Origin of the sequence: Pantoea sp. Fr-CA_6 (assembly GCF_024520895.1) — a bacterium.
Taxonomy (GTDB): domain Bacteria; phylum Pseudomonadota; class Gammaproteobacteria; order Enterobacterales; family Enterobacteriaceae; genus Pantoea; species Pantoea agglomerans.
The window spans coordinates 345,530-367,071 of sequence record NZ_JALNPO010000001.1; the positions used below are offsets into that span (position 1 = coordinate 345,530).

Genomic DNA, 21,542 nt, shown 5'->3' on the forward strand with positions numbered 1-21,542 from the left:
TGATAACGAAATGCGCCGTTCCGCCCTTATCTGAATTTCCGGCAACTTCCAGCTTTTTTAACCAGCATAATAGCTCAGTTTATTTCTGACGAAAAAACTCAGCCTGTTTTTATGCTTTGATATGAGTGGTTTACCGCCTCGATTAAAGGTTCACTTTATTTTTGGTAAATTTTAATCATAGCGCCCTGCTGTTTCCCACCTTTTAGTCCAGAGCGCCTTTAACTAGACTCTTTATATCGCTACTTAATCAGGAGGGTGCAGATGGTTTATCACGACAAAACAACGGGTCATATGATTCTTGGTGAAGCTGCAATTAATCTGGCGTTTGACGAACAGGAGATTACGCTGGTAGCACTGATTCGCCAGTTGAGCGACATGGCCGAACAGGAGCGCAACGATGAGCGGGTCACGCAGATTGCCGATGCGCGCAACTGGCTCAAAGGTTTTATCGAATCCTCAACGCGCGACCGTGCCGAATTAAACTGGCTGGTCGAGACCGGACAGGCACCGGTTTCCCTTAAAGATTATCGTTAGTTATGTGCGGGTCATTGCTGTTTATTTTGGGTGCCGGGCGCGCGCCCGGCCTCACCGCCAGAGACGCTGGGACAGCGTGGCAGTGGAATAGTGCATGTCGGCCAGAACGTACATTGCAACGCTCTGCACCCGGCTCCTGCGTCCGCCTGAAACGGCTTCCACGCAGATTGATGAGTGCTATTGCTCTGCACTCATCGGCCTGCCATCTGGCCATTAACCGGCCTTCGTCGGCTTCTCTCCACCTGCCGTCACGGTCAGCGCGTCAGCGGCTCCCCGTTTTCAGTCACCTGCAGCGTTTTTGGATGTTTCGCTGTAGTGGTTTCAAACCCACCACGGGCAGCAAAAACAGAACAGCCAATGGCTGCCACGAGTGTCAGTAAGATTGAAGTTTTCACGAAACGCGCCTTAATTTTCTTCGCTACAGGATAAAGCGTGAAAGCCTGGCACATAATCAGATGAGGGGAAAGGAGAGTGCAGAATTTCTCTGTCTGGAAGCCCCGGTCCGGGAAGTCTGTTTACTGATTGAGCAGCCTTGCCTGGTTACCCCAGTACTTTCAATGCCAGCGCCAGCGTCTTTTCTTCGTTAGTCACATCGCTGACCTTACCTGCCACCCGCAATCCAAAAGCAATACAGAGAATTAAACCGGCTGCTGCCTCGCTGTCCAGCGTGTTATCGATAGATCCATCCTGTTGCCCCAGCTCCAGCAGCGAGACCAGGAAGCGTTGATTACGCTGAACGACCTCATCAATGCGCTGCGCGAGTGGCTGATCCATCGTCTGCAGCGCAATCGCGCTGGCGACGACCAGACAGCCGCAACGCCCTTCTGTGGCACGTGCCGAATCCAGGTAGAACTGCAGTAGCTCGGTTATTTTCCCCCGCCCGCTGGCACAGGGTGCCAGACGACGGTGCAACTCACTATTTCTCAGCAACAGATAGCGTTCGAATACCAGCAGGAAGAGCGAGCGCTTATCTTTAAACGCCTTATAGATGCTGCCTGCGGAGAGATGCATCGCCTCACCCAGATCGTTCATTGAGGCCGCGTGATACCCTTTCTGCCGGAAAACGATCATGGCGTGATCCAGAGCCTGTTCGATCCCGAACTCTCTGGGGCGTCCCCGCTCTTTGTTTTTATACGTTGTGGCTGTCGTGGTCATTGTTACCGGCCTGGGGGTGTGTTGCTGTCAAAATCAATGGCGATTCTATCCCAGGCGCGGGTAACAAGCCAGGCCGCCCGTCACCCGTCACGCGCAGACGGCCCGTTATTTCCCGGACGCATTAATATGATTCGCCGCTGTCTGACCAGCCGCCGTCTGGTCTGCGGTGCAAGCCGGACGCGGTTCATTCAGATAAGGATGTTGTCTCTGTGCGGCCTTTTTCCCGCTGCTGGCTGCGCTTCAGCGCGTTTATTTTTATCAGCCATAACGTAAATTGCTTAATAAGCAGGCTGGCGTGGTTTTCATTGTCAGCAAAACATAGAAAGAGTCGGGTTTTTATATTGCTGTTATCGTCGATCGCATAAATCTCATATTCGTCATGATGGCGGGATTTTATGATTGCTGTGAAATGTATTGCGGGCCAGAGCATCACTCTGGCTTCAAACTGCCTGAAATCCATTATATTTACCTGGTAATTTGCTTAAAATACCCGATGAAAAACTACTCACCGGGTCAGGAAAAGCATAACTTCCTGCCACTTTAATCGCGTGATAAAAAAAGCTTTTAGCAGAGGCCGCGGCTTCAGCAGCAGAGGAACATCGGGTCAGCCTTCACTTAAGCGCAACCACAGGTAGATCGGTTATCCGGGTGGTATAGGCAGGCGACAGCATCTCGCGTTTCATCGACCAGGCTTTGTTGATCCCCTGCCCGGCAAACCACAGCTTCCCGCTACCGAGCTTGTTGACTGTGTCGATCAGCTTCATCAGCTCTTCGCTATTGCGGCGTGGCTGATGTTCGTCAAACAGATCAAACTGAGCCACGCCCTGGCTGAAAAAATCCCCCAGCACGATGCCCGCCTTCATATAGCGATGTCCCTCAATCCAGATATTATCCAGACACGCCATTGCAACTCTGATGATGTCGCGTGTGTCCTGCGTCGGAATCAGCAGTTGCTCCATCGACTGATTGCCATAAAAGGGTTCGTCAGTCGCATGCGGACTGGTGCGCACAAATACCCCTACCTGACGGCAATATTGATTCTCACGGCGCAGCTTCTCCGCCGCGCGCTCGGCATACGCGCAGACAGCCTCGCGCATCTGATCGTAGTCGGAGATACGGCTGCCAAACGAGCGCGAACACATGATTTGCTGTTTTACCGGCGTCACTGACTCCAGCTCCAGGCAGGATTCGCCACGCAGCTCTCTGACGGTGCGCTCCATCACCACACTGAACTGTTTGCGAATAGCCTCAGTGCTTTGATCGGCCAGATCTTTCGCCGTCATGACGCCCATGGCGTTGAGCCGTTTGCCGATCCGATGACCCACGCCCCAGACTTCCGCCACATCAATCAGCGCCAGCAGCTTTTTTTGTCGTTCAGGGTCCGACAGGTCGACAATGCCGCCGGTTTTGCTCCACTTTTTGGCCGCAAAATTCGCCAGCTTGGCCAGCGTTTTGGTCTGTGCAATGCCGACGCCCACGGTCAGATGGGTCTCTTTGCCTATTCGTTCTCTGACCTGGCGACCAAAGGTCTCCAGCGCCATACAGTTCTGCACGCCGGTGAGATCCATAAACGCCTCGTCGATCGAGTAGATCTCCACCGACGGCGCCATCTCTTCCAGTATGGTCATCACCCGATGGCTCATGTCGGCGTAGAGCGCATAATTTGAGCTGAAGACCTGCACCGCGTGACGCGTTAGTTCTTCACGCATCTTAAAATAGGGCGCGCCCATTTTGATGCCGACTTTCTTTGCCTCGGCGCTGCGCGCAATCACGCAGCCGTCGTTGTTCGACAGCACTACTACCGGTTTACCTTTAAGATCAGGCCGGAAAACGGTCTCACACGACGCGTAAAAGCTGTTTACGTCGACCAGCGCGAACATGGTCAGTGGGTCGCTTTAATAACAAAGGTCACAACGCCAAACACCTCCAGCGCATCTTCGGTCTGGATAGCGATCGGTTTAAATTTGGTATTCATCGGCATCAGTTGCAGGCAGGGATGAAGCTGGAGACGTTTAACGGTGAATTCACCTTCGACCGCGGCGACCACAATATCGCCGTGTGAGGCGGTGAGTGAACTGTCGACCACCAGCATGTCACCATCATTGATGCCCGCCTCAATCATTGACTCGCCGCTGACCCGGACAAAATAGGTGGCGCTGGGGTGCTGGACCATCAGCGCATTGAGATCAATACGTTGTTCGACATAATCCTGCGCCGGGGATGGAAACCCGCACGGCACACGTTCGATATATAGCGGTAAAGGCATAACGGCACGAATGTCCGCAGGTTTAATGAATTCCATAATTTCGCTCCTTTTTCAGATTACTGTATATAAACACAGTAATAGCTAATCCCCCTTTTAATCAAGTGACATGGAACATCTTTAAGCGAAAGGGTTGATGGTAATGCACTTTTTTTTAAACGTTTTTTCGCATTGCCGTCAGAGTAAGCGGAAACGGGTTACTTTCGCCGCATTGCCGGAATAGCGTCGATTTCTTCTTACAGTAAAGAATCTTATAAATTCACCGGCTGATTATTTTTACTTAAGGAAAATCTGACAACGCTTCTCTGGCATTCGGAGAGGTTTGAATATTACGGGCGGGCTGGTTATTCTGCTTTTTTAAGCATGGAGGGGTTATGGCAGACGACGATCGAATCAAACATCTGGAAGAGGCAGTTGCGCAGTTAACGGTTGAGACTACGGTATTAAAAACGATACTCGGTCAGCAAATTGCGCTGAATAATCTCAATTACAAAGGGAAGTTTGACGATGTACTGGCGGCGCTGGCGAAAGAGTATGCCGAACGCGGTCTGGAAGAGGGCAATAACCAGGCTATCCATGATGCCCTGCGTCAGTATATTAAATATGAGCCACCCGCAATGGAATAAGCGGATTTTCCGGCAGCGTCCGATTGCCGGACTTTACCGGCTCCTGAACGCTGCCACCGCCCTGTCCTGCACCGCCTCCGCAGCAGCCTCAGACGATACCGGTTAGTGTTTACACCTCGCTGTCACTCTCCAGCGCATCCTGAATCGCGTCGGCCAGATTAGCAACTTCATTCGCCACGGCCTGCAGATCCCAGGCGGTTTTTGAGCCGGTTGCAGAGGTGGAGGCGCTGACGGACTCCTTTGCCACTGACAGAGCAGCAGCCACGGCGACCGAACGTTTATGTTGTTCCTGAGTCATGCCCGCAGGCGGAATTGCGAAATAGTCGTGAACCATGATCATTTCCTTGTGATAAATAAGGGGTCAACCTTAGCCTTCTGCATCAGGCGTGGGAAGTGAATTATGCGGCATGGCCTGTCAGACGGCCAGGATTGCAGCAGCACAATCGCACCCGCCACTTTTCCAGCGCTGAAACCTGTACAACTTTGGCTGAAATCTGCGGAAAAAAGCGGTTTTAACGCGTTGATGTGTCGTCAGCACAATCCCCAGCCTGCTGGTCTGAAAATCGCACCCCTCTGAAAACCTCACCAACTCACTGTATTTATTCAATTAACCATCGAAAACCTCTTTTTTCACTTTAAACATGCTTTTTATATACACCACCGACCAGTTAAATTTTGTCAAATTTCATTGTACAACTTTGCGATTCTTGTATAACTTTGTCTCGTGATGTTAAATCACTTGTAACGAAAGGTGCTTTGCACCGCATCTGAAGGTGTTGTGGATTTCCACCTTCAGATGCATTTTTTTTTGCGTCAGCCGGTGACCGGATCTGAATCGACGCGTTCTTCCCCCAATTTCTTATGAGGCCTGACATGCAAACAACGATGAATACAGAGTCTCAGATTTCTGATTACTTCATGAACTCTGGCACAGCGCTGACCACTGAAAAACAGGTTATCGCCGCAGTCCATGCCGAACTCGCCCATGCGAAAACCCATGTCTCCGATAAAGACATTGTGCTGGGCCTGATTCACCGCCTGGAGAGTGAGCGTGACGTGGTTAAGCAGGATATTTACCGTCAGGCGCTTGAACATGTTCTGCAGCGCGCTTCGGCGACCAGCGACAGCTAAAAATCTGTGTCTGTTATGAGGGAACGCGAATTAGCATGGATGCTTTTCCCGTCCGGAATCAGCCCCTGTTATGGGGCTTTTTTTATTTCTCCTGCTCTGAATCACTTGTCCCCTTCACACCGCTAAGATTGTCTGCCCCACCGGACCAGATATAGCTCCGGAAAACACCGTTTTCGCCATTTATTCAACCTGAAATTGCGGTTATTTGCTGTCGTTTCGCTTTATTTATCCGATATCTGTGTCCAGGCGATGGGCGCGCGCGGTGATGTGCGGATTCGTGATCTGCTGATCTCGACCGCTACCGAAGAGCTGAGCCATATCGAAATGCTGGGCTACGCCGTGGCGCTTAACCTTGAAGGCGCCCCGCTCTCTTACCTGGAAGCGTCAGCGAAAGATCCGGTAGTTAATGCAATTCTGGGTGGAATGAACCCGCGCCATATCCTCTCTTCCGGTCTGGCAGCGATGCCGGTTAACGCCAACGGCATGCCTTTTGATATGAGTCATATCTATGCCTCCGGCAACGTGGCGGCCGATATGCTGGCTAACGTCACCGCAGAAGCCACGGGCCGCGTACTGGCTACCCGCCTCTACAACATGACGGAAGACAAGGGCATGAAGGACTTCCTCTCCTTCCTGATCGCCCGTGACACTATGCACCAGCAGCAGTGGCTGGCGGTGATCGAAGAGATGGGCGGACTGAACGCGTCGCTGCCGATCCCGAACAGCTTCCCGCAGGAGCATGAGGCGCAGGAGCACTCTTACTACTGTCTGAATACCTCGCTGGATAAACCGCTGCCGGAAGGTCGCTGGAGCAGTGGCCCGGCTTACGATGGCCATGGTCAGTTCAGCGCGAAACAGCAGCCAGAGATTCTGGGTGATGAGCCGCTGCTCGGCAATGCCCGTCCCGGTTCTGGTGCGCAGTCTGAGCAGATTGACGGTGTCACACCACCGAAACTGTAATGACTCGCCTGTCAGGGTTTGATGCCCTGACAGGCTTGTCCCACCTTTTGACGGAGGAATAGTCATGTCATCGACTCAACGCCCGCAACCCCCTTTTGCCGAACAGCAACAAACGCCACCGGGTAAAACCGCGGCGATGCAGCCTCAGCCCGATCACGGCGAGCAGAGTTATCAGGGCTCCGGCCGCCTCACGGGGAAAAAAGCCATTATTACCGGTGGCGATTCCGGCATTGGCCGGGCCGTCGCCATTGCCTTTGCCCGGGAAGGGGCCGATGTCCTGATCTCTTATCTTGATGAACATGAGGATGCGCAGGATACCGCCCGGCTGGTTGAAGAAGCGGGACAGAAAGCGGTTCTGGTGCCTGGCGATATTACTGAGGCGTCACACTGCAACGCCCTGGTCGATAAAGCCGTCGAAGCCTTTGGTGAGATTAATATTCTGGTGAACAACGCGGCGTATCAGATGACGCGCGAATCGCTGGATGAGATCAGCGACGAAGAGTTTGACCGGACCATGAAGACCAACCTTTACGCGATGTTTTACATCACTAAAGCGGCAACACGGCATATGCCTGCTGGTGGATCGATCATTAATACGGCCTCGATCAATGCTGACCAGCCGAAACCGAAGCTGCTCGCCTACTCCGCCACCAAAGCCGCCATCGTTAATTTCTCTGGCGGCCTGGCAGCCTTACTGGCTGAAAAAGGTATCCGTGCCAATGCGGTCGCGCCCGGCCCTATCTGGACGCCACTGATCCCGTCGACCATGCCGGTTGAACAGGTGAAGAACTTTGGCAGCGAAGTGCCGCTGCAGCGTGCCGGTCAGCCTGCAGAACTGGCTGCAACCTATGTGATGCTGGCCAGTGATGAAGCCAGCTACATTTCAGGTGCGACCATCGCCGTGACGGGCGGTGTGGCCATTATTTAACGTTCGCCGATTCCCTGGTCGCTTCGGCCAGGGGATTAGCTATCAGCTTCTGTGTTATCCCCCACTGGTAGAGTTGTTCCCGCGCCAGATTCTTCATTTTCACTTCGCACATGATATCGAAATCCTGAAACGACAGTGCCCATGCATTCAGCGTCGGATTAAAGAAGTAGTCAGAGTGCGCCCGCAGTTTGCTTTTGCTCACGCCCAGCTGCTGCTGATCGGGCCAGCCCTCCTGCGGAATCATCCCCTCCTGCGAAATCGAATAGTGCAGCACCGGCCGCACGCCGCGCCACGAATCGATCACTCTGGCAACACGCGCGTCATCCGGCTGAATAAACTCACTCTCTTTTACCCAGTGATGGTGAATATCCAGCACCACCGGACAGAGCGGTGCTGCCTGTAGCACGTCATCCAGCGAGCAGGAGATCTCATCATTTTCCACCGTCAGCATCCGCCGCGCTTCCGGGCTGAGCTGATTAAACGACCGTTTGAAACCGTCGAATCCCGCCTTGCCGTTCATATGAATGTTGATTTTAAAATCCTGGAAGGTCTTGCCATATCCCATCAGACAGGCGCAGAGCGTGTGATACTCCACATCCTCCAGCGCTCGCACTACCACATCGGGATTATCGGAGGCGAGCACGGTATATTGTCCTGGATGGAATGAGAGCCGGATGTGATGCGCCCGCGCCAGCTCGCCACAGCGGGCAAAGAGCGGATAGAGTTCGGGCAGAAATGCGGTGAACAGTGGCGTGGCCTCGGGGACCGTATAGAGCGGTAACAGATCGCTGCCAATACGCATCATCCTGAGTGGCTCAGGTAAGGTGGCCAGATGCTCAAGCGTCAGGTAGAGATTGTAGAGGTTAGTGACGGTAATCTCATAGATCAGCTGATGACGTTCATCGTGCGATAAACTCAGAAACCGTTTACGGGTGGTGGCGCGAAGCGGGAAAAACTGTTTGCCATCGCTGTTGAGATACTTACATGCAAAGCCTAATTTCATGTCTGCTCCTGATTTATGCTTATCAGAAGTGTAACAGGCCCCTGGCGACCAGCCAGTCGCGGGCCGCAGACTCAGGCTGAATAATTACAGGGAGACTCACTATGCAGGGCCATGAGATCCAGCGCATCGCCATTGAAGCGGCTGAGCGGCTGCCCGCCGCTGAATGCAGCTATCCATTCGGGCCGGAACATCAGGTCTATAAAGTGTGTGGAAAAGTGTTTTTACTGCTGACCGAACTGCGGGGTGTGCCGATTATCACCCTGAAATGCGAACCGCAGCAGGCGGAGCTGCACCGGGTGATCTATCCCTCGATCACCGCCGGTTATCATATGAATAAACGTCACTGGATCACGGCCTATCCCGGTGACGACCTCTCGCCTGGCTTGATTCAGCAGCTGGTAGAGGATTCGTATCAGCGTGTGGTTAAGGGTATACCCGCCTCGCGCCGCCCGGCCTGGGTGGGATAAAACCCGTGGAGGGGATACGTGTGCACCGGAAAGAAAGTTTGCTTGATAGCAGGCAAGATAAATAGCAGGGCCAGCATTGTTCTGGCACCTGCCGTCATCTCTCAATCAAAGAGAGATCTGGGGATTTTCAACGCCACAGGCACGGGCATAGCGGGCGAGTGTTTCAACTGTGGCTTTATCTGCGCGACGCTCGGTGCGTGACACTGCCGACGGGCTGACACCGAGCGCCTCCGCGACCTGAGCGCTGGTCATTCCGGCGCTTTCCCGCCATTTGGCTAACTGCTCGCGCAGGTGCTCTGCCCGAACTTCTGCCTCGTAATGTTCGCGAACAGCCGGATCAGATAAAATTTCTTTGCGGGCCGTCGTCCACGCAACTGATTTCTTACTCATCGTTTAACATCTCCTCTAAACGGTGCGCCGCTGCCGTCATGACTGCTGCTGGCGTTTTCTTTGTCTCTTTCACAAAAGCTTTCAGGATAAAAATACGTCTGCCTTTCTGGTAAACATACACCGCTCGCCCAATCTCATTGGCCTTCGCCCTGAGCTCAAAAAAACCCGACCCTAACGGTTTGGTATCCGGCTCTCTCAAATCAGTTCCACGGGCAGCCAGTTTATCTATTTGCCGGGCCAGCTTAGCCCGGAGCATCTCTGGCATTGCCTTAATTTCAGTGAGCGCGTCCTTGTGTATCGTTATCTCAAACATAGATCCTCCGTTGGAGTTAAGTTAACTCATGAGTTAACTTAACTCAAGGATCTGTATTTCCTCAAACGGGGGAAATGAATCCAGTCGCTATCCTTGCGAAACAGCTCTGATCCGCGGGGCATCTGACACCGATCACGGCACTCAGTGGTGCAGCATCTCATCCACGACCTGTGAGTTCATCATCTGGTAAGGGTAATAGGTCGGCCAGTTATCCATCTCCGCCAGCAGGGCTTGCTGAGAATCGTTGCCCATAAAGATATGGAAATGGGCAGATTTACGCGGCCCGATGGTGTGGTCGCTGAACTGCACATATTTCGGCGCTTTGCTGCCCGCGTCCTGGCATTCAAACAGGTAGCGCACCCCTTTTTTACCTGAGGCATAGGTCAGGATTTTGTGGCCCGCATACCGGTAGTGGCAGGCGCTGACCTGGTCGCCGATGTGGAACTCCATCACGCCATTTTCAATACCGATGGTATCGACGTCGGTGGCGTAGCCTTTGCGGTAATACGCTTTATACTCCTCTGCCGTTTTGCTGTGATCCTGCTGCGCTTTCTTCTGCCAGACCGGGTCCAGCTCCCCGCTTTGCAGCAGCGGATAAACCGACTGCCACAGGCCATCCCAGTCAGCGAGCGGACGATCTTTCACATCGCTGTCAGCAAAAACCCCTTCTGCCGCTTTCTGCTCCAGGGCTGACAACGGTTTTCCATGTGCATGCGTGCCATGTGCCAGCGACGGCTGGCTGACTAACAGTGCGCCCAGTAGCCCAATCCATTTACCTGCATGATTCATCAAAGTCTGATACCCCGGTCAACGTTACAAAATGAAATGTTATGATATAACATTTCTAACTTCAACCAAAAGCAGCAAACGCCAGCATTAATTTTATTAATCGGTTAACGCCCTGCATCAGGCAATGAGCACCTCCTGCGGCGGCAGATTCTGCATCCTCTGAAAGCACACTTTCCGTATAGCAGGCGCGGGCTGGAATGCCGTTAAGCCAGACGGCACAAGGCATGAATAAGCGAAGCGATAATCTGGACTGAGAGATAAGTGCGCATTTCTGGCGGACAAAAAAGGCACAGTCGTCACAGTTAAATGCCCGATTTAACCTCAGTATTGTTCAGGTTGTTCTATATTTAGTGTCGTCGAAAGTAAAATAACAGCTGGAGCATGAATTAATGTCGAAAGAAACAGAGAAGAAACCCCTGAGCGAGCGCGCCCCGACCACCGGTCCGGAATCCTCAGAGCCGGGTCTGGGTTCACTGGCACCAAAAGATGGTTCGCATCAGCCCCCAGCCGAACCGACTCCGCCAGGCAAGCAGCCCACCGCCCCAGGCAGCCTGAAAGCGCCTCAGACGCACAACGCCAAACTTGACCAGCTTGAAGCCAGCCGCAAAAACGGCACCGACCGCGCCCTCACCACCAACCAGGGCACACGCATCGCCAACGATCAAAACTCACTGCGTGCCGGTTCGCGCGGTCCGACGCTGCTGGAAGACTTTATTATGCGTGAGAAAATCACGCACTTTGACCATGAGCGTATCCCGGAACGTATTGTTCATGCCCGTGGCTCAGCCGCACATGGCTATTTTCAGCCTTACCGCTCCCTGAAAGATCTGACCAAAGCGCAGTTCCTCAGCGATCCCGAGCAGACCACGCCGGTTTTCGTGCGTTTCTCTACAGTTCAGGGCGGTGCCGGATCGGCTGATACCGTGCGTGACATTCGCGGTTTCGCCGCCAAGTTCTACACCGAAGAGGGTGTCTTTGACCTGGTGGGCAACAACACGCCGGTGTTCTTTATTCAGGATGCGCATAAATTCCCTGACTTTGTGCATGCCGTTAAGCCGGAACCGCATAACGAAATCCCGCAGGGCCAGAGCGCCCATGACACCTTCTGGGATTACGTCTCTCTGCAGCCGGAAACCATGCACAATGTTATCTGGGCGATGTCTGACCGGGGTATTCCGCGCAGCTATCGCACCATGGAAGGTTTTGGTATTCACACCTTCCGCCTGATTAACGCAGAAGGTAAAGCGACCTTTGTCCGTTTCCACTGGAAGCCGGTGGCCGGTAAAGCGTCGCTGCTGTGGGACGAGTCACAGAAACTGACCGGTCGCGATCCCGATTTCCATCGCCGCGATCTGTGGGAAGCCATTGAAGCGGGGGATTTCCCGGAATATGAACTGGGCCTGCAGCTGATCCCGGAAGAGGATGAGTTCAAATTTGACTTCGATATTCTGGATGCCACCAAGCTGATCCCGGAAGCGCTGGTGCCGGTTGAGATTGTCGGCAAGATGGTACTTAACCGTAACCCGGACAACTTCTTTGCTGAAACCGAGCAGGTGGCGTTCCACCCAGGCCATATCGTGCCGGGCCTCGATTTCTCCAACGATCCGCTGCTGCAGGGTCGTCTATTCTCCTATACCGATACGCAGATCAGTCGTCTGGGCGGACCGAACTTCCATGAGATCCCGATCAACCGTCCGACCTGCCCGTACCATAACTTCCAGCGTCAGGGCATGCATCGTCAGGATATCGACACCAATCCGGCGAACTACGAGCCGAACTCGATCAACGATAACTGGCCGCGTGAAACCCCACCTGCTGCAGAAGGCGGCGGCTTCGAGAGCTATCAGGAGCGGATTGAGGGCCATAAAGTGCGCGAGCGCAGCCCCTCATTTGGTGAGTACTATGCGCAGCCGCGCCTGTTCTGGCTGAGCCAGACTGAAGTCGAGCAGCAGCACATCATTGGCGCCTACTCGTTTGAACTGAGTAAAGTGGCGCGTGCTTATATCCGTGAGCGTGTGGTGGATCATCTGGCACGCATCGATACTAAACTGGCGCAGGGCGTGGCGGATAACCTGGGGCTGGCTCTGACGGATGAGCAGCTCAACATTCAGCCGCCTGCGCCAGTGAATGGCCTGACCAAAGATGACAGCCTGAGCCTCTACGCCATTCCGGATGGCGAGATCAAAGGTCGCCAGGTCGCACTGCTGCTCAGTGATGGTGTGAAGGCGGCTGATGTGCTGGCGATTTTGCAGGCGCTGAAAGCGGTGGGTGTTCACGCCAAACTGCTGGCTCCGCATATGGGCCAGGTGCGCGCCGATGACGGTTCAGTGCTGCCGGTCGATGCGACGTTCGCCGGTCTGCCCTCTCTGACCTTTGATGCGGTGATGGTGCCGGATGGCAATATCGATGCCCTGCTGCTGAGCGGCGATGCCCGTTACTTCCTGCTGGAAGCCTACAAGCACCTCAAGGTGATTGGTCTGGTGGGCGAAGCGCGTCGCTTTAAAGCGCAGTTCGGTCTGGAAGATGCGGATCAGGAAGAAGGTATTGTGCAGGGCGACTCGGCGGAGAGCGCGCTGATGTCTGAGTTCACTCAGGCGATGAAAGCGCACCGCGTCTGGTCGCGCAGCCAGAAGGCACAGTCCGTCCCGGCCTGATGTCAGCGGCACGATGCCGCATGCCGCGTCACAAAATAAAAAACCGCCCTTGGGGCGGTTTTTTTTATCAGAAGGTCTGCCAGTTATCGTTGTCCGCCAGGCGGGCAGGCTGAAGTTTTGGCACGGCAAGGGCTTTCGCCACCGGCGCAGCAGAGAACGCCACCTGCAGAGTGCCGGTTTTGAATACCGATACCGTTTTACGCAGGTAGCTCGCCTGCTCTTCCAGTGAGGCGGCGGCAGTCGCGGACTCCTCCACCAGCGCGGCGTTCTGCTGCGTCACACCATCCATTTCCGAGACCGCTTTGCAGACCTGCTCAATGCCACGGGTCTGTTCAGTCGAGGAGGCCGCAATCTCTTCGATCAGTTGGGTGACACGACTCACCGACGTCACGATGCTCTCCATCGCGACGCCCGCCTGAGAGGCATGACCGGCACCGGTTTTAATTCGCTCAGCTGAGCGGTCGATCAGTCCCCGGATCTCCTGGGCAGCGCTGGCGCTGCGTCCGGCCAGCGAGCGCACTTCACCCGCTACCACTGCAAATCCACGACCCTGTTCACCGGCACGCGCGGCTTCAACGGCGGCGTTCAGCGCCAGAATATTGGTCTGGAAGGCAATACTGTCGATAATGGCGATGATACCGGCAATCTGAGTCGAGCTTTCGCTGATCTGATCCATATTGGCGATGACCCGGGCGACAGTCTCACCGCCCTGCATGGCCGTGGCTGAAGCCTCTTTCGCTACCGTGGTCGCCTGCTGCGCATTGTCTGCATTGAGTTTCACCGTTGAGGTGAGCTGCTCCATACTGGCTGCGGTCTGTTCCAGCGCGGCAGCCTGCTGTTCGGTACGGGAAGAGAGATCGGTGCTGCCCGCAGAGATTTCCGCTGCACCGGTAAAGATAGAGCGGGTGGCGTCATCGACCGAGGTAATGGTCACCACCAGCGCATCGCGCATCTGTTGCAGCTCCTGAATCAGCAGGCCCATCTCATTGCGGCCTTCATGCTGAATATCGGAGGTCAGATCACCGCCTGAAATGGCGCGCATATGGCCAGTCAGCCTGCCCAGTGGGCCAATCAGCAATTTCTGCAGCCCAATCCAGACCGCGACCCCAATCACGCCGGTAATCAGGCCGATAGTCAGCAGCGCCCAGAGCGCATCTGTCAGGCTACGCTGGTTATGCTCCGAGGACGCTTTCATCAACTGGATATTCACCGCCCGCCAGGCCTCATAAGCACTGTCGAGCTGGTCCTGCGCCGCCTGCGCTTCAAGGTTGCCGTAGCCCGCGTAGTTGCCCTGCTTCAGAAAGGTAATCGAGGCCAGCATGGTGTCACGCATCTGCTTATAGGCTGACTGCACCTGCGTCGCCTGGGCTTCACCCTGGCCCTCTTTGCGCGGCAGCGCCTGCCAGGCCTTGAAGTCCGCATCGGCAGCAGCGGCTGACGTTCCAGCCTGCTCCAGCAGCGCAGCCATGGCCGCCAGTGATTTTGGATCCTGCTGATTTTTCAGGAAACGGATTGCCACACGGTTGATGGTGACGCGGGTTTTAATCAGGGTTTTTACCGCGTCACTCAGATGCTGCTGCTGCAGCGTAAGCTGCTCTGCCGCCACGAAGTTTTTGTCGGCTTTTGATACGCCGTTATAGAACAGAAATCCGGTCAGGGTCAGTAACGCCACAAAGACCACCAGAACAGCAGCGATACCGTGAGTGATTTTAAGATTTTTAAGCATGTCCGCAGGCTCATATCAGAGGAGATAAAGCTGTTATCGGCCAGCGCGGCGTTTATCTGAGTGTTGCACCAGAGAAGGTAACAATCCGCAGGATGGAGGGTGCTGCCAGCGCGCCGTTACGCAAAAAAAGCGGTGCGGCTCTACCTGAACGCATTCGGCGCTTAACAACCGTCCCCGTGCTGTGGTTGAATTCGCCCCTTATCTTTTTTGCACGTGGTTATCATGCATTACATTCAGAGTCTGATGAGTTTTATTGAGGGAAACAGGGTACTGTCGATCAGCTTCAGCCTGTTGCTGCTGATTATGGCCGGGATGGTCACTCACCTGATCTGCAAATTTTTCATCGTCAAAGTGATCAGGAAGGTCTTTTTCAGCAGCCACAAAAAGGGCGTGCCGCTGGATAAAGATGTCCGCCTCTCTCAGAAGCTGTCAAATTTTGTGCCGGTGATTGTGGTCTACAATTTCCTGCAGTTTATGCCGGGCCTGCCTGAAAATCTGAAAGTGGCGATTCAGACCATCTGCGGCATCCTGTTTTTTGTCTATCTGTCGATCTTCTTCAACGAAGTGCTGGAGATTGTTAACAACTCCTATTCGCGCAAATCAAAACGCAAGAATCACTCGATCAAAGGCTATATCCAGATCGGCAAAATTCTGGTGCATATTATTGCCGCGATCATGATTCTGGCGATTATGTCCAACAAGTCGCCGGCGATTATCATCTCCTCGCTGGGTGCGGTCGCCGCGGTGCTGATGCTGATTTTCCAGCATACGCTGCTGTCGCTGGTGGCGAATATTCAGCTCTCCTCTAACGATGTGCTGCAACTGGGCGACTGGATTGAGATGCCGGACAGAAATATCAGCGGTGAAGTGATCGATATTGCCCTGCATACCATCACCATCCGCAACTGGGACAACACCATTTCGCGCATCCCGACCAAGAACTTCCTGACCGAGACCTACACCAACTGGCAGGCGATGTTCTCTTCGGGCGCACGCCGCATCATGCGCAGCTTTTATCTTGATCAGAAGTCGATCACCTTTGTGAATCAGGAGATGCTGCAGGCGATGAGCCAGATCCGCCTTGCTGGCGAATCGATCACTGAGCTGCTGGATGGACGTGATATCAATGCCGTGGGCGACCGCTGGTTTATGGAGAACGGTATCACCAATCTGATGGTGTTCCGTAAATACCTGACCGCCTGGCTGGCGCAGCGTGACGACATTCAGAAAGAGATGTATATCGTGGTGCGACCGCTGAAACCGTCGCCGGATGGATTGCCAGTAGAGATCTACTGCTTCACCTCCTCTATTTTCTGGGCCGATTACGAAAATACTCAGGCAGCGATTTTTGAGTATATCTACGCGATGGCCCGCCACTTTGAGCTGCAGATCTATCAGCATCCGGCAGGATCCGATTTTGCCCGTCTGGCTCAGCCGCGCCCCGACAGCCGGGATGCACAGCAGAGCGGCGGGCAGTAACCAGAATGCGCGGTGGCGATCTGCCGCCGCCGTGATTCACGTTTGCTCAGCGCATTAACTTTTACTCAGCGCATAGTTCAGCACTTTGTCATTTTTCATCTGCACGGTCAGCGTCTGCCCTTCGGTGGTATTCAGGGTGCGCGCCTCGCTGTAGGTCCACTTCAGCAACCGTTGCCCGTCCGGGTAAGGTGTTTCACTGTCAGGCTGACCAAACAGCGCGATCAGCTGGGCTTTAGTGGTCTGACCGGCATGAATTTGCTGCAGATTACTGCTGTCCAGCCTGTGTCCGACCCGGTTAGAACAGGCGGAGACCAGCAACAACAACGCGGCTAACAGAACTCTTTTCCTCACGTAACATCCTTCTGAAGTGTCCAGCGCCGCAGGTCATCCGGAGCGACCTGCGCCATCGCGCATAAGCTTATAGCGAATCGGCGCCATCCGGCAGGCTTTTCTGCGCCTGGCTCCTGCTTTCGCCCGCCGGATGCAGATTCACAGCAATTAACGCAAATTAATGCCTCTCCACCTCCCGCCGCCCTGCGATTGCAACATCTTAGTCTATGATTACTCTCTGTATGCCGCGTGGAAGCGGTCTCACGGCCCGTTTTCCGCCACACCACGCTGAATACCAGTCCGGCTTTCTGACTGAAGAGACGCGCCAGCCCACCTGGCCTCCTGGTCTCGCTGATAGCTTTAAGATTTTTTGACGCTTGCGTCATCGACATCCTTTTCGTGCGGTGGCCACCATCGCGCATTTCCAGGCTAAATGAGGCAACTGAATGGAATCCAAATCTTTTTTTAAAAGTTGGGGCGCTGAACGGGTTGCCAGCGACGAGGTGCGTTTCCGCCTCTGGGCAACCGGTCAGCAACGCGTGACGCTGCGGCTCTCCGGTAAAGACATTGAGATGACGCCGCAGGCTGACGGCTGGTTTGAAACTCAGGTCGCTGGTGTGGCAGCCAATGCCGAATATGATTTTGTGCTGGCCGATGGTACAGCGGTGCCCGATCCCGCCGCCCGCGCTCAGAAAGCAGAGGTCAATGGCCCGTCGCTGGTGATCGATCCTGACGCTTATCTGTGGCAGAACACGAGCTGGAAGGGTCGTCCATGGCAGGAGTCGGTGGTGTATGAACTGCACATCGGCACTTTTACGACTGAGGGCACCTTCCGGGCGGCGATTGAGAAGCTGCCAACGCTGGCTGAAACCGGCATTACCATGATTGAAGTGCTGCCGGTGTCGCAGTTCGGCGGTAATCGCGGCTGGGGCTACGATGGCGTGCTGCTCTATGCACCGCATGCCGCCTACGGTACACCCGATGATTTTAAAGCCTTTATTGACGCAGCACACGGCCACGGTCTGTCGGTAGTGCTGGATATCGTGCTGAACCACTTCGGCCCGGAGGGCAACTATCTGCCGCTGCTCTCACCAGACTTCTTCCACAAAGCGCGCCAGACGCCGTGGGGCGCCGGTATCGCCTATGACGTTGATGCGGTGCGCCGCTATATCGTGGAAGCGCCGCTCTACTGGCTGCAGGAGTTTAATCTGGATGGCCTGCGCTTTGACGCCATCGATCAGATTGACGATCCCAGCGACAAGCATGTGCTGATTGACATTGCTGAGCGCATCCGCGCCTCGATTACCGATCGCCCTATTCATCTGACCACCGAAGATTGCCGTAACGTCACCTTCCTGCATCCGCGTGACGAAAACGGGGACGCTCCGCTGTTTACCGGCGAATGGAACGATGACTTCCACAACGCCGTGCATGTGCTGGCAACCGGTGAAAGCCACGCCTATTACCAGGATTTCGCCGACCAGCCGGAACAGCGGGTAGCGCGGGCGCTGGCAGAAGGCTTTGTCTATCAGGGCGAAGTCTCGCCGCAGTCGGGCGAGCCACGCGGCGTGAAAAGCAGCAGCCAGCCGCCGGTCGCCTTTGTCGACTTCATCCAGAACCATGACCAGACGGGCAACCGTGCGCAGGGCGAAAGGCTCATCAGCCTGGCCGGCGCAGAGCGCACCCAGGTGCTGCTGGCGATGTTACTGGTCTCGCCTCATATTCCGCTGCTGTTTATGGGTGAAGAGTATGGCGAAAGCCGGCCGTTCCTGTTCTTCACCGATTTCCACGGCGATCTGGCCAAAGCGGTGCGTGAAGGTCGCGCCAGAGAGTTTGAAGGCCATGCCGGTCACGGCGAAACTGTGCCGGATCCTAACGATGTCACCACCTTTGAACAGTCGAAGCTTAACTGGCAGCGAACAGAAACGCCGGAAGGTCAGCAGTGGCTGGCGCTGACGCGTCAGCTGCTGGCCCTGCGTCAGCAACATATCGTGCCGCTGTTGCAGACCGCCGGTGGCGATGCCGGTCAGGTGGTGAAAACGGCGGAAGGTTTCCTCGCGGTGCGCTGGGACTTCCCGCAGGGCACGCTGTCACTGGCGCTGAACGTCGGCAACAGCACACAGCCGATCCCCGATCTGCCAGGCGAAACGCTGTTTGCCTGGCCGCAGGCCGCCAGCGAACTGATTCCCAACGCTATCGTGGTACGTCTGGCTAAGAGAGAAGCAGAATGAATATTCCAACCGCAACGTACCGCATCCAGTTCCGCAACGGCATGACGTTTGACCGTGCGGCGGCGCTGGTGCCCTACCTGAAACAGCTGGGTATCAGCCATCTTTACGCGTCGCCGATCTTCAGCGCCACCGCTGAGTCGACCCACGGCTATGACGTGACCGACGTTAACCAGATCGAGCCATCGATTGGCGGCCGTGAAGGATTTGATCGTATGGCTGCCGCGCTGAAAGCGGCCGGGCTGGGGCTGATCCTCGACATCGTGCCTAACCATATGGCCGCCTCGCTGGAGAACCCGTGGTGGCGCGACGTCATTGAGCATGGCGAACAGAGCCGCTATGCGCATTACTTCGATATCGACTGGTCACGCCGCCTGACGCTGCCGTTCCTCGGTGACACCTTTGAGGCGGTGCTGGCCAACGGCGAGATCAGCGTGAAGCGCGATCCGCAGACCGGCAAACCGGCGCTGGCCTACTTCGACAATTTCTATCCGCTGGCACCTGAGACCTGGCAGGATCGGGAAGAAGCGGTGCACGCCCTGCGCGACGCGGCAGAGATTGCTGAGCTGCATGACCAGCAGCCGTGGCGGCTGATGTCGTGGCGCGATGCGCCCAACGATCTCTCCTACCGTCGCTTCTTTGAAGTCACCGGTCTGGCAGGCGTGCGCGTGGAAGACAAAACGGTCTTTGATGCCGCGCATCAGCTGATCCTGGAACTGGTTCACAGCGGTGCGGTGCAGGGATTACGCGTCGACCACGTGGATGGCCTGGCCGATCCGCACGGCTATCTGGAACAGTTACGCCAGGCTGCCGGTCCCGACTGCTATCTCACCGTGGAGAAAATCCTGGGTGACAATGAACAGCTGCCTGATGCATGGCCCGTTTCCGGCACCACCGGATATGAATTTATGGCCGCACTCGCCAATCTGCTGGTCGACAGCGATCAGCTGAGCGGACTGCGCAAAGCGTATCAGGCCGTCATCGGTAAAACCGTTGATATGAAAGCGGAGCTGCGCGCCGCCAAACTGTTGATGGCAAACCGCAATTTTGCCGGTGAATTTAACCGGTTACTGCAGCTGGCACTGAAGATTGCCGACGCAGAAGGCACGCCACAGCCGGAAGCGGAACTGAAGAATGCGCTGCGTGAACTGCTGGTGGCGTTCCCGGTCTATCGCACCTACGGTACGCCGCAGGGCCTGACCCCAGCCGACACCGCGCTGTTGCAACAGGTGGTCAGCGAGGTGAAAGCCAGTGCCCATGCGCCCGACAGTCAGGCGCTTGATTTCCTGACCCATATTCTGCGCGCAGAGGTTGCCGACTCCGCTCGCGACGATGCCACGCAATTCCGCACCCGCTTCCAGCAGCTGACCGGACCGCTGATGGCGAAATCGGTGGAAGATACCCTCTTCTTCCGTCAGCACATGGCGCTGGCGCTGAATGAAGTCGGCGCTGAACCGCTGGCGCGCCACTTCTCGCTGGATCAGTTTCACGCTGAAATGCAGGCGCGGCGCGAACATCAGCCCGATGCGCTGTCGGGCACCTCTACGCACGACACCAAGCGCGGTGAAGATGCGCGTGCGCGACTCTATACCCTTACCGAAGCGCCGCAACGCTGGGCGGATTGCGTCAACCGCTGGCGGGAGATGAACCACGATCAGGTCGTACGCCTGAAAGATGGTCCGGCACCCGAACCGGCCGTGGAATGGATGCTGTATGAAGCGCTGGCCGGCGTCTGGCCAACCACCCTGCAGCCGCAGGATGCGGAAGGTCTGGCGGCGCTGGAAGCCCGCTTTGTGGTGTATGTGGAAAAAGCGCTGCGTGAAGCCAAGCTGCGTACCGACTGGGCCGACAACAACGACGCCTACGAAGAGGCGGTGCTGGACTATGCCCGTCACCTGCTTGCGCCCGCCAGCAGCACCTTCCTCAATGACTTCTGCCAGTCGCTGCAACCCTTTATGCGTGCCGGTCTGGTCAACAGTCTGACCCAGACTGTGGTGAAGCTTACCGCGCCTGGCGTACCCGATATTTATCAGGGCAGCGAGGCACTGGACTTCAGCCTGGTCGATCCGGATAACCGCCGCGAACCCGATTTCGACGCGCTGGCGGCGATGCTTAACGCGCCACAGCACGACGGCAGCGAGGCGCACTGGCTGCGTGGTCAGGTCAATCAGCAGGCGATTGTGACGCTGCTGACACTGCGTCAGCAGCAGCCTGCCCTGTTCCGCCACGGTGACTATCTGGCACTGTCGGCAGAGGGCGAGCAGCAGAATAATGTGCTGGCCTTTGCCCGCACCAAACAGGATCAGGCGGTGATAGTGGTTGTGTCACGCCGGGTCTTTAACCAGCTTCCGGAGAATCTCGACCAGCCGCCCGCTGCGCGCTGGGCTGACACGGTCATTGCGCTGCCCACCGCACTGAGCCAGCGCCGCTACCAGGATGTGCTGACCGGTAAAACGGTGGCTGCGGGCGACCAGTTGCCGCTTACCGGGCTGGCATCGCAGTGGTGTGCCGTGCTGGTGGCACAGTGAATTCCGGAAAGAACTTTTTTTATTACGCGTCAATCTGT

At 55.5% G+C, this 21,542-nt stretch carries 22 protein-coding genes; 10 read left to right on the forward strand and 12 right to left on the reverse strand.

Annotation, left to right across the window (positions count from 1 at the left end):
• Positions 1–261: 261 nt before the first annotated feature.
• On the forward strand, positions 262–534 hold the full coding sequence (locus tag NR201_RS01620; protein WP_187493079.1) for a hypothetical protein: 273 nt from the start codon (positions 262–264) through the stop codon (positions 532–534).
• A gap of 254 nt (positions 535–788) precedes the next feature.
• On the opposite strand, the gene NR201_RS01625 is transcribed toward NR201_RS01620, so the two are convergent.
• From NR201_RS01625 to umuD, 5 genes are all read right to left on the reverse strand, one after another.
• Positions 789–929 carry a hypothetical protein gene (locus NR201_RS01625; RefSeq protein ID WP_223563798.1) on the reverse strand — a complete coding sequence of 47 codons (141 nt, stop codon included), beginning with the start codon at positions 927–929 and terminating at the stop codon, positions 789–791.
• A gap of 145 nt (positions 930–1,074) precedes the next feature.
• Positions 1,075–1,689 (reverse strand): TetR/AcrR family transcriptional regulator, encoded by a 615-nt coding sequence (locus NR201_RS01630; protein WP_022625720.1) that lies wholly within the window; start codon positions 1,687–1,689, stop codon positions 1,075–1,077.
• Positions 1,690–1,873: 184 nt separating this feature from the next.
• On the reverse strand, positions 1,874–2,149 hold the full coding sequence (locus NR201_RS01635) for a hypothetical protein (protein ID WP_033767133.1): 276 nt from the start codon (positions 2,147–2,149) through the stop codon (positions 1,874–1,876).
• A gap of 151 nt (positions 2,150–2,300) precedes the next feature.
• Positions 2,301–3,569 carry a translesion error-prone DNA polymerase V subunit UmuC gene (gene umuC / locus NR201_RS01640; protein WP_052271714.1) on the reverse strand — a complete coding sequence of 423 codons (1,269 nt, stop codon included), beginning with the start codon at positions 3,567–3,569 and terminating at the stop codon, positions 2,301–2,303.
• Positions 3,570–3,571: 2 nt separating this feature from the next.
• Positions 3,572–3,991 (reverse strand): translesion error-prone DNA polymerase V autoproteolytic subunit, encoded by a 420-nt coding sequence (umuD, locus tag NR201_RS01645; RefSeq protein WP_010245460.1) that lies wholly within the window; start codon positions 3,989–3,991, stop codon positions 3,572–3,574.
• 335 nt (positions 3,992–4,326) lie between these two features.
• On the opposite strand from umuD, the gene NR201_RS01650 reads away from it, so the two are divergent.
• Entirely contained in the window at positions 4,327–4,578 is a 252-nt protein-coding gene (locus NR201_RS01650; protein ID WP_256849301.1) for a hypothetical protein, read from the forward strand.
• A 109-nt stretch (positions 4,579–4,687) separates the two neighbouring features.
• Here NR201_RS01650 and NR201_RS01655 read toward each other — a convergent pair whose 3' ends face one another.
• Entirely contained in the window at positions 4,688–4,912 is a 225-nt protein-coding gene (locus NR201_RS01655) for a hypothetical protein (protein WP_010245468.1), read from the reverse strand.
• A 539-nt stretch (positions 4,913–5,451) separates the two neighbouring features.
• On the opposite strand from NR201_RS01655, the gene NR201_RS01660 reads away from it, so the two are divergent.
• The 3 genes from NR201_RS01660 to NR201_RS01670 all read left to right on the forward strand — a co-directional run bounded on the left by NR201_RS01660 (position 5,452) and on the right by NR201_RS01670 (position 7,597).
• A complete protein-coding gene (locus NR201_RS01660) occupies positions 5,452–5,709 on the forward strand; it encodes a biofilm development regulator YmgB/AriR family protein (RefSeq protein ID WP_022625723.1) in 258 nt (85 codons plus the stop codon).
• A gap of 249 nt (positions 5,710–5,958) precedes the next feature.
• Positions 5,959–6,669 carry a manganese catalase family protein gene (locus tag NR201_RS01665; protein ID WP_256849302.1) on the forward strand — a complete coding sequence of 237 codons (711 nt, stop codon included), beginning with the start codon at positions 5,959–5,961 and terminating at the stop codon, positions 6,667–6,669.
• 64 nt (positions 6,670–6,733) lie between these two features.
• The gene (locus NR201_RS01670) at positions 6,734–7,597 is read left to right on the forward strand and encodes a glucose 1-dehydrogenase (protein ID WP_191921232.1); all 864 of its coding nucleotides are present in this window, start codon (positions 6,734–6,736) and stop codon (positions 7,595–7,597) included.
• Here the strand turns inward: NR201_RS01670 and NR201_RS01675 are convergent.
• Complete coding sequence (locus NR201_RS01675; protein WP_256849303.1) at positions 7,590–8,600, reverse strand: UV damage endonuclease UvsE; 1,011 nt, start codon at positions 8,598–8,600, stop codon at positions 7,590–7,592. The genes NR201_RS01670 and NR201_RS01675 overlap by 8 nt on opposite strands.
• A 101-nt stretch (positions 8,601–8,701) precedes the next feature.
• Between NR201_RS01675 and NR201_RS01680 the strand changes: the two genes are divergently transcribed.
• A complete protein-coding gene (locus NR201_RS01680) occupies positions 8,702–9,067 on the forward strand; it encodes an MmcQ/YjbR family DNA-binding protein (protein WP_010245482.1) in 366 nt (121 codons plus the stop codon).
• Positions 9,068–9,172: 105 nt separating this feature from the next.
• On the opposite strand, the gene NR201_RS01685 is transcribed toward NR201_RS01680, so the two are convergent.
• From NR201_RS01685 to zinT, 3 genes are all read right to left on the reverse strand, one after another.
• Positions 9,173–9,457, reverse strand: a complete 285-nt coding sequence (locus tag NR201_RS01685; protein WP_010245485.1) for a helix-turn-helix transcriptional regulator — start codon at positions 9,455–9,457, stop codon at positions 9,173–9,175.
• On the reverse strand, positions 9,450–9,770 hold the full coding sequence (locus NR201_RS01690; RefSeq protein ID WP_010245489.1) for a type II toxin-antitoxin system RelE/ParE family toxin: 321 nt from the start codon (positions 9,768–9,770) through the stop codon (positions 9,450–9,452). Before NR201_RS01690 ends, NR201_RS01685 begins: the two co-directional genes overlap by 8 nt.
• A 141-nt stretch (positions 9,771–9,911) precedes the next feature.
• Positions 9,912–10,559, reverse strand: a complete 648-nt coding sequence (gene zinT, locus NR201_RS01695) for a metal-binding protein ZinT (RefSeq protein WP_010670057.1) — start codon at positions 10,557–10,559, stop codon at positions 9,912–9,914.
• A gap of 389 nt (positions 10,560–10,948) precedes the next feature.
• Between zinT and katE the strand changes: the two genes are divergently transcribed.
• The gene (gene katE, locus NR201_RS01700) at positions 10,949–13,213 is read left to right on the forward strand and encodes a catalase HPII (protein WP_010245500.1); all 2,265 of its coding nucleotides are present in this window, start codon (positions 10,949–10,951) and stop codon (positions 13,211–13,213) included.
• A 67-nt stretch (positions 13,214–13,280) separates the two neighbouring features.
• On the opposite strand, the gene NR201_RS01705 is transcribed toward katE, so the two are convergent.
• Positions 13,281–14,939 (reverse strand): methyl-accepting chemotaxis protein, encoded by a 1,659-nt coding sequence (locus NR201_RS01705; RefSeq protein WP_256849304.1) that lies wholly within the window; start codon positions 14,937–14,939, stop codon positions 13,281–13,283.
• Between the two features lie 222 nt (positions 14,940–15,161).
• Here NR201_RS01705 and NR201_RS01710 point away from each other — a divergent pair, with 222 nt between their 5' ends.
• Entirely contained in the window at positions 15,162–16,418 is a 1,257-nt protein-coding gene (locus NR201_RS01710; RefSeq protein ID WP_010245507.1) for a mechanosensitive ion channel family protein, read from the forward strand.
• A 54-nt stretch (positions 16,419–16,472) separates the two neighbouring features.
• On the opposite strand, the gene NR201_RS01715 is transcribed toward NR201_RS01710, so the two are convergent.
• On the reverse strand, positions 16,473–16,769 hold the full coding sequence (locus NR201_RS01715; protein ID WP_033767119.1) for a hypothetical protein: 297 nt from the start codon (positions 16,767–16,769) through the stop codon (positions 16,473–16,475).
• 425 nt (positions 16,770–17,194) lie between these two features.
• On the opposite strand from NR201_RS01715, the gene treZ reads away from it, so the two are divergent.
• Together treZ and treY are read left to right on the forward strand one after the other, a co-directional pair.
• Positions 17,195–18,979, forward strand: a complete 1,785-nt coding sequence (treZ, locus tag NR201_RS01720; RefSeq protein WP_256849305.1) for a malto-oligosyltrehalose trehalohydrolase — start codon at positions 17,195–17,197, stop codon at positions 18,977–18,979.
• Positions 18,976–21,504, forward strand: coding sequence for a malto-oligosyltrehalose synthase (gene treY, locus NR201_RS01725; RefSeq protein WP_256849306.1), 2,529 nt, complete (start codon positions 18,976–18,978; stop codon positions 21,502–21,504). The genes treZ and treY overlap by 4 nt, the downstream gene beginning before the upstream one ends.
• Positions 21,505–21,542: the final 38 nt, after the last annotated feature.

Bases quoted from the DNA above. Each gene is read 5' to 3' on its own strand.
- NR201_RS01620 (WP_187493079.1), top strand. From the start codon at position 262: ATGGTTTATCACGACAAAACAACGGGTCATATGATTCTTGGTGAAGCT.
- NR201_RS01630 (WP_022625720.1), bottom strand. From the start codon at position 1,689: ATGACCACGACAGCCACAACGTATAAAAACAAAGAGCGGGGACGCCCC.
- NR201_RS01635 (WP_033767133.1), bottom strand. From the start codon at position 2,149: ATGGATTTCAGGCAGTTTGAAGCCAGAGTGATGCTCTGGCCCGCAATA.
- umuC (WP_052271714.1), bottom strand. From the start codon at position 3,569: ATGTTCGCGCTGGTCGACGTAAACAGCTTTTACGCGTCGTGTGAGACC.
- umuD (WP_010245460.1), bottom strand. From the start codon at position 3,991: ATGGAATTCATTAAACCTGCGGACATTCGTGCCGTTATGCCTTTACCG.
- NR201_RS01650 (WP_256849301.1), top strand. From the start codon at position 4,327: ATGGCAGACGACGATCGAATCAAACATCTGGAAGAGGCAGTTGCGCAG.
- NR201_RS01655 (WP_010245468.1), bottom strand. From the start codon at position 4,912: ATGGTTCACGACTATTTCGCAATTCCGCCTGCGGGCATGACTCAGGAA.
- NR201_RS01660 (WP_022625723.1), top strand. From the start codon at position 5,452: ATGCAAACAACGATGAATACAGAGTCTCAGATTTCTGATTACTTCATG.
- NR201_RS01665 (WP_256849302.1), top strand. From the start codon at position 5,959: ATGGGCGCGCGCGGTGATGTGCGGATTCGTGATCTGCTGATCTCGACC.
- NR201_RS01670 (WP_191921232.1), top strand. From the start codon at position 6,734: ATGTCATCGACTCAACGCCCGCAACCCCCTTTTGCCGAACAGCAACAA.
- NR201_RS01675 (WP_256849303.1), bottom strand. From the start codon at position 8,600: ATGAAATTAGGCTTTGCATGTAAGTATCTCAACAGCGATGGCAAACAG.
- NR201_RS01680 (WP_010245482.1), top strand. From the start codon at position 8,702: ATGCAGGGCCATGAGATCCAGCGCATCGCCATTGAAGCGGCTGAGCGG.
- NR201_RS01685 (WP_010245485.1), bottom strand. From the start codon at position 9,457: ATGAGTAAGAAATCAGTTGCGTGGACGACGGCCCGCAAAGAAATTTTA.
- NR201_RS01690 (WP_010245489.1), bottom strand. From the start codon at position 9,770: ATGTTTGAGATAACGATACACAAGGACGCGCTCACTGAAATTAAGGCA.
- zinT (WP_010670057.1), bottom strand. From the start codon at position 10,559: ATGAATCATGCAGGTAAATGGATTGGGCTACTGGGCGCACTGTTAGTC.
- katE (WP_010245500.1), top strand. From the start codon at position 10,949: ATGTCGAAAGAAACAGAGAAGAAACCCCTGAGCGAGCGCGCCCCGACC.
- NR201_RS01705 (WP_256849304.1), bottom strand. From the start codon at position 14,939: ATGCTTAAAAATCTTAAAATCACTCACGGTATCGCTGCTGTTCTGGTG.
- NR201_RS01710 (WP_010245507.1), top strand. From the start codon at position 15,162: ATGCATTACATTCAGAGTCTGATGAGTTTTATTGAGGGAAACAGGGTA.
- treZ (WP_256849305.1), top strand. From the start codon at position 17,195: ATGGAATCCAAATCTTTTTTTAAAAGTTGGGGCGCTGAACGGGTTGCC.
- treY (WP_256849306.1), top strand. From the start codon at position 18,976: ATGAATATTCCAACCGCAACGTACCGCATCCAGTTCCGCAACGGCATG.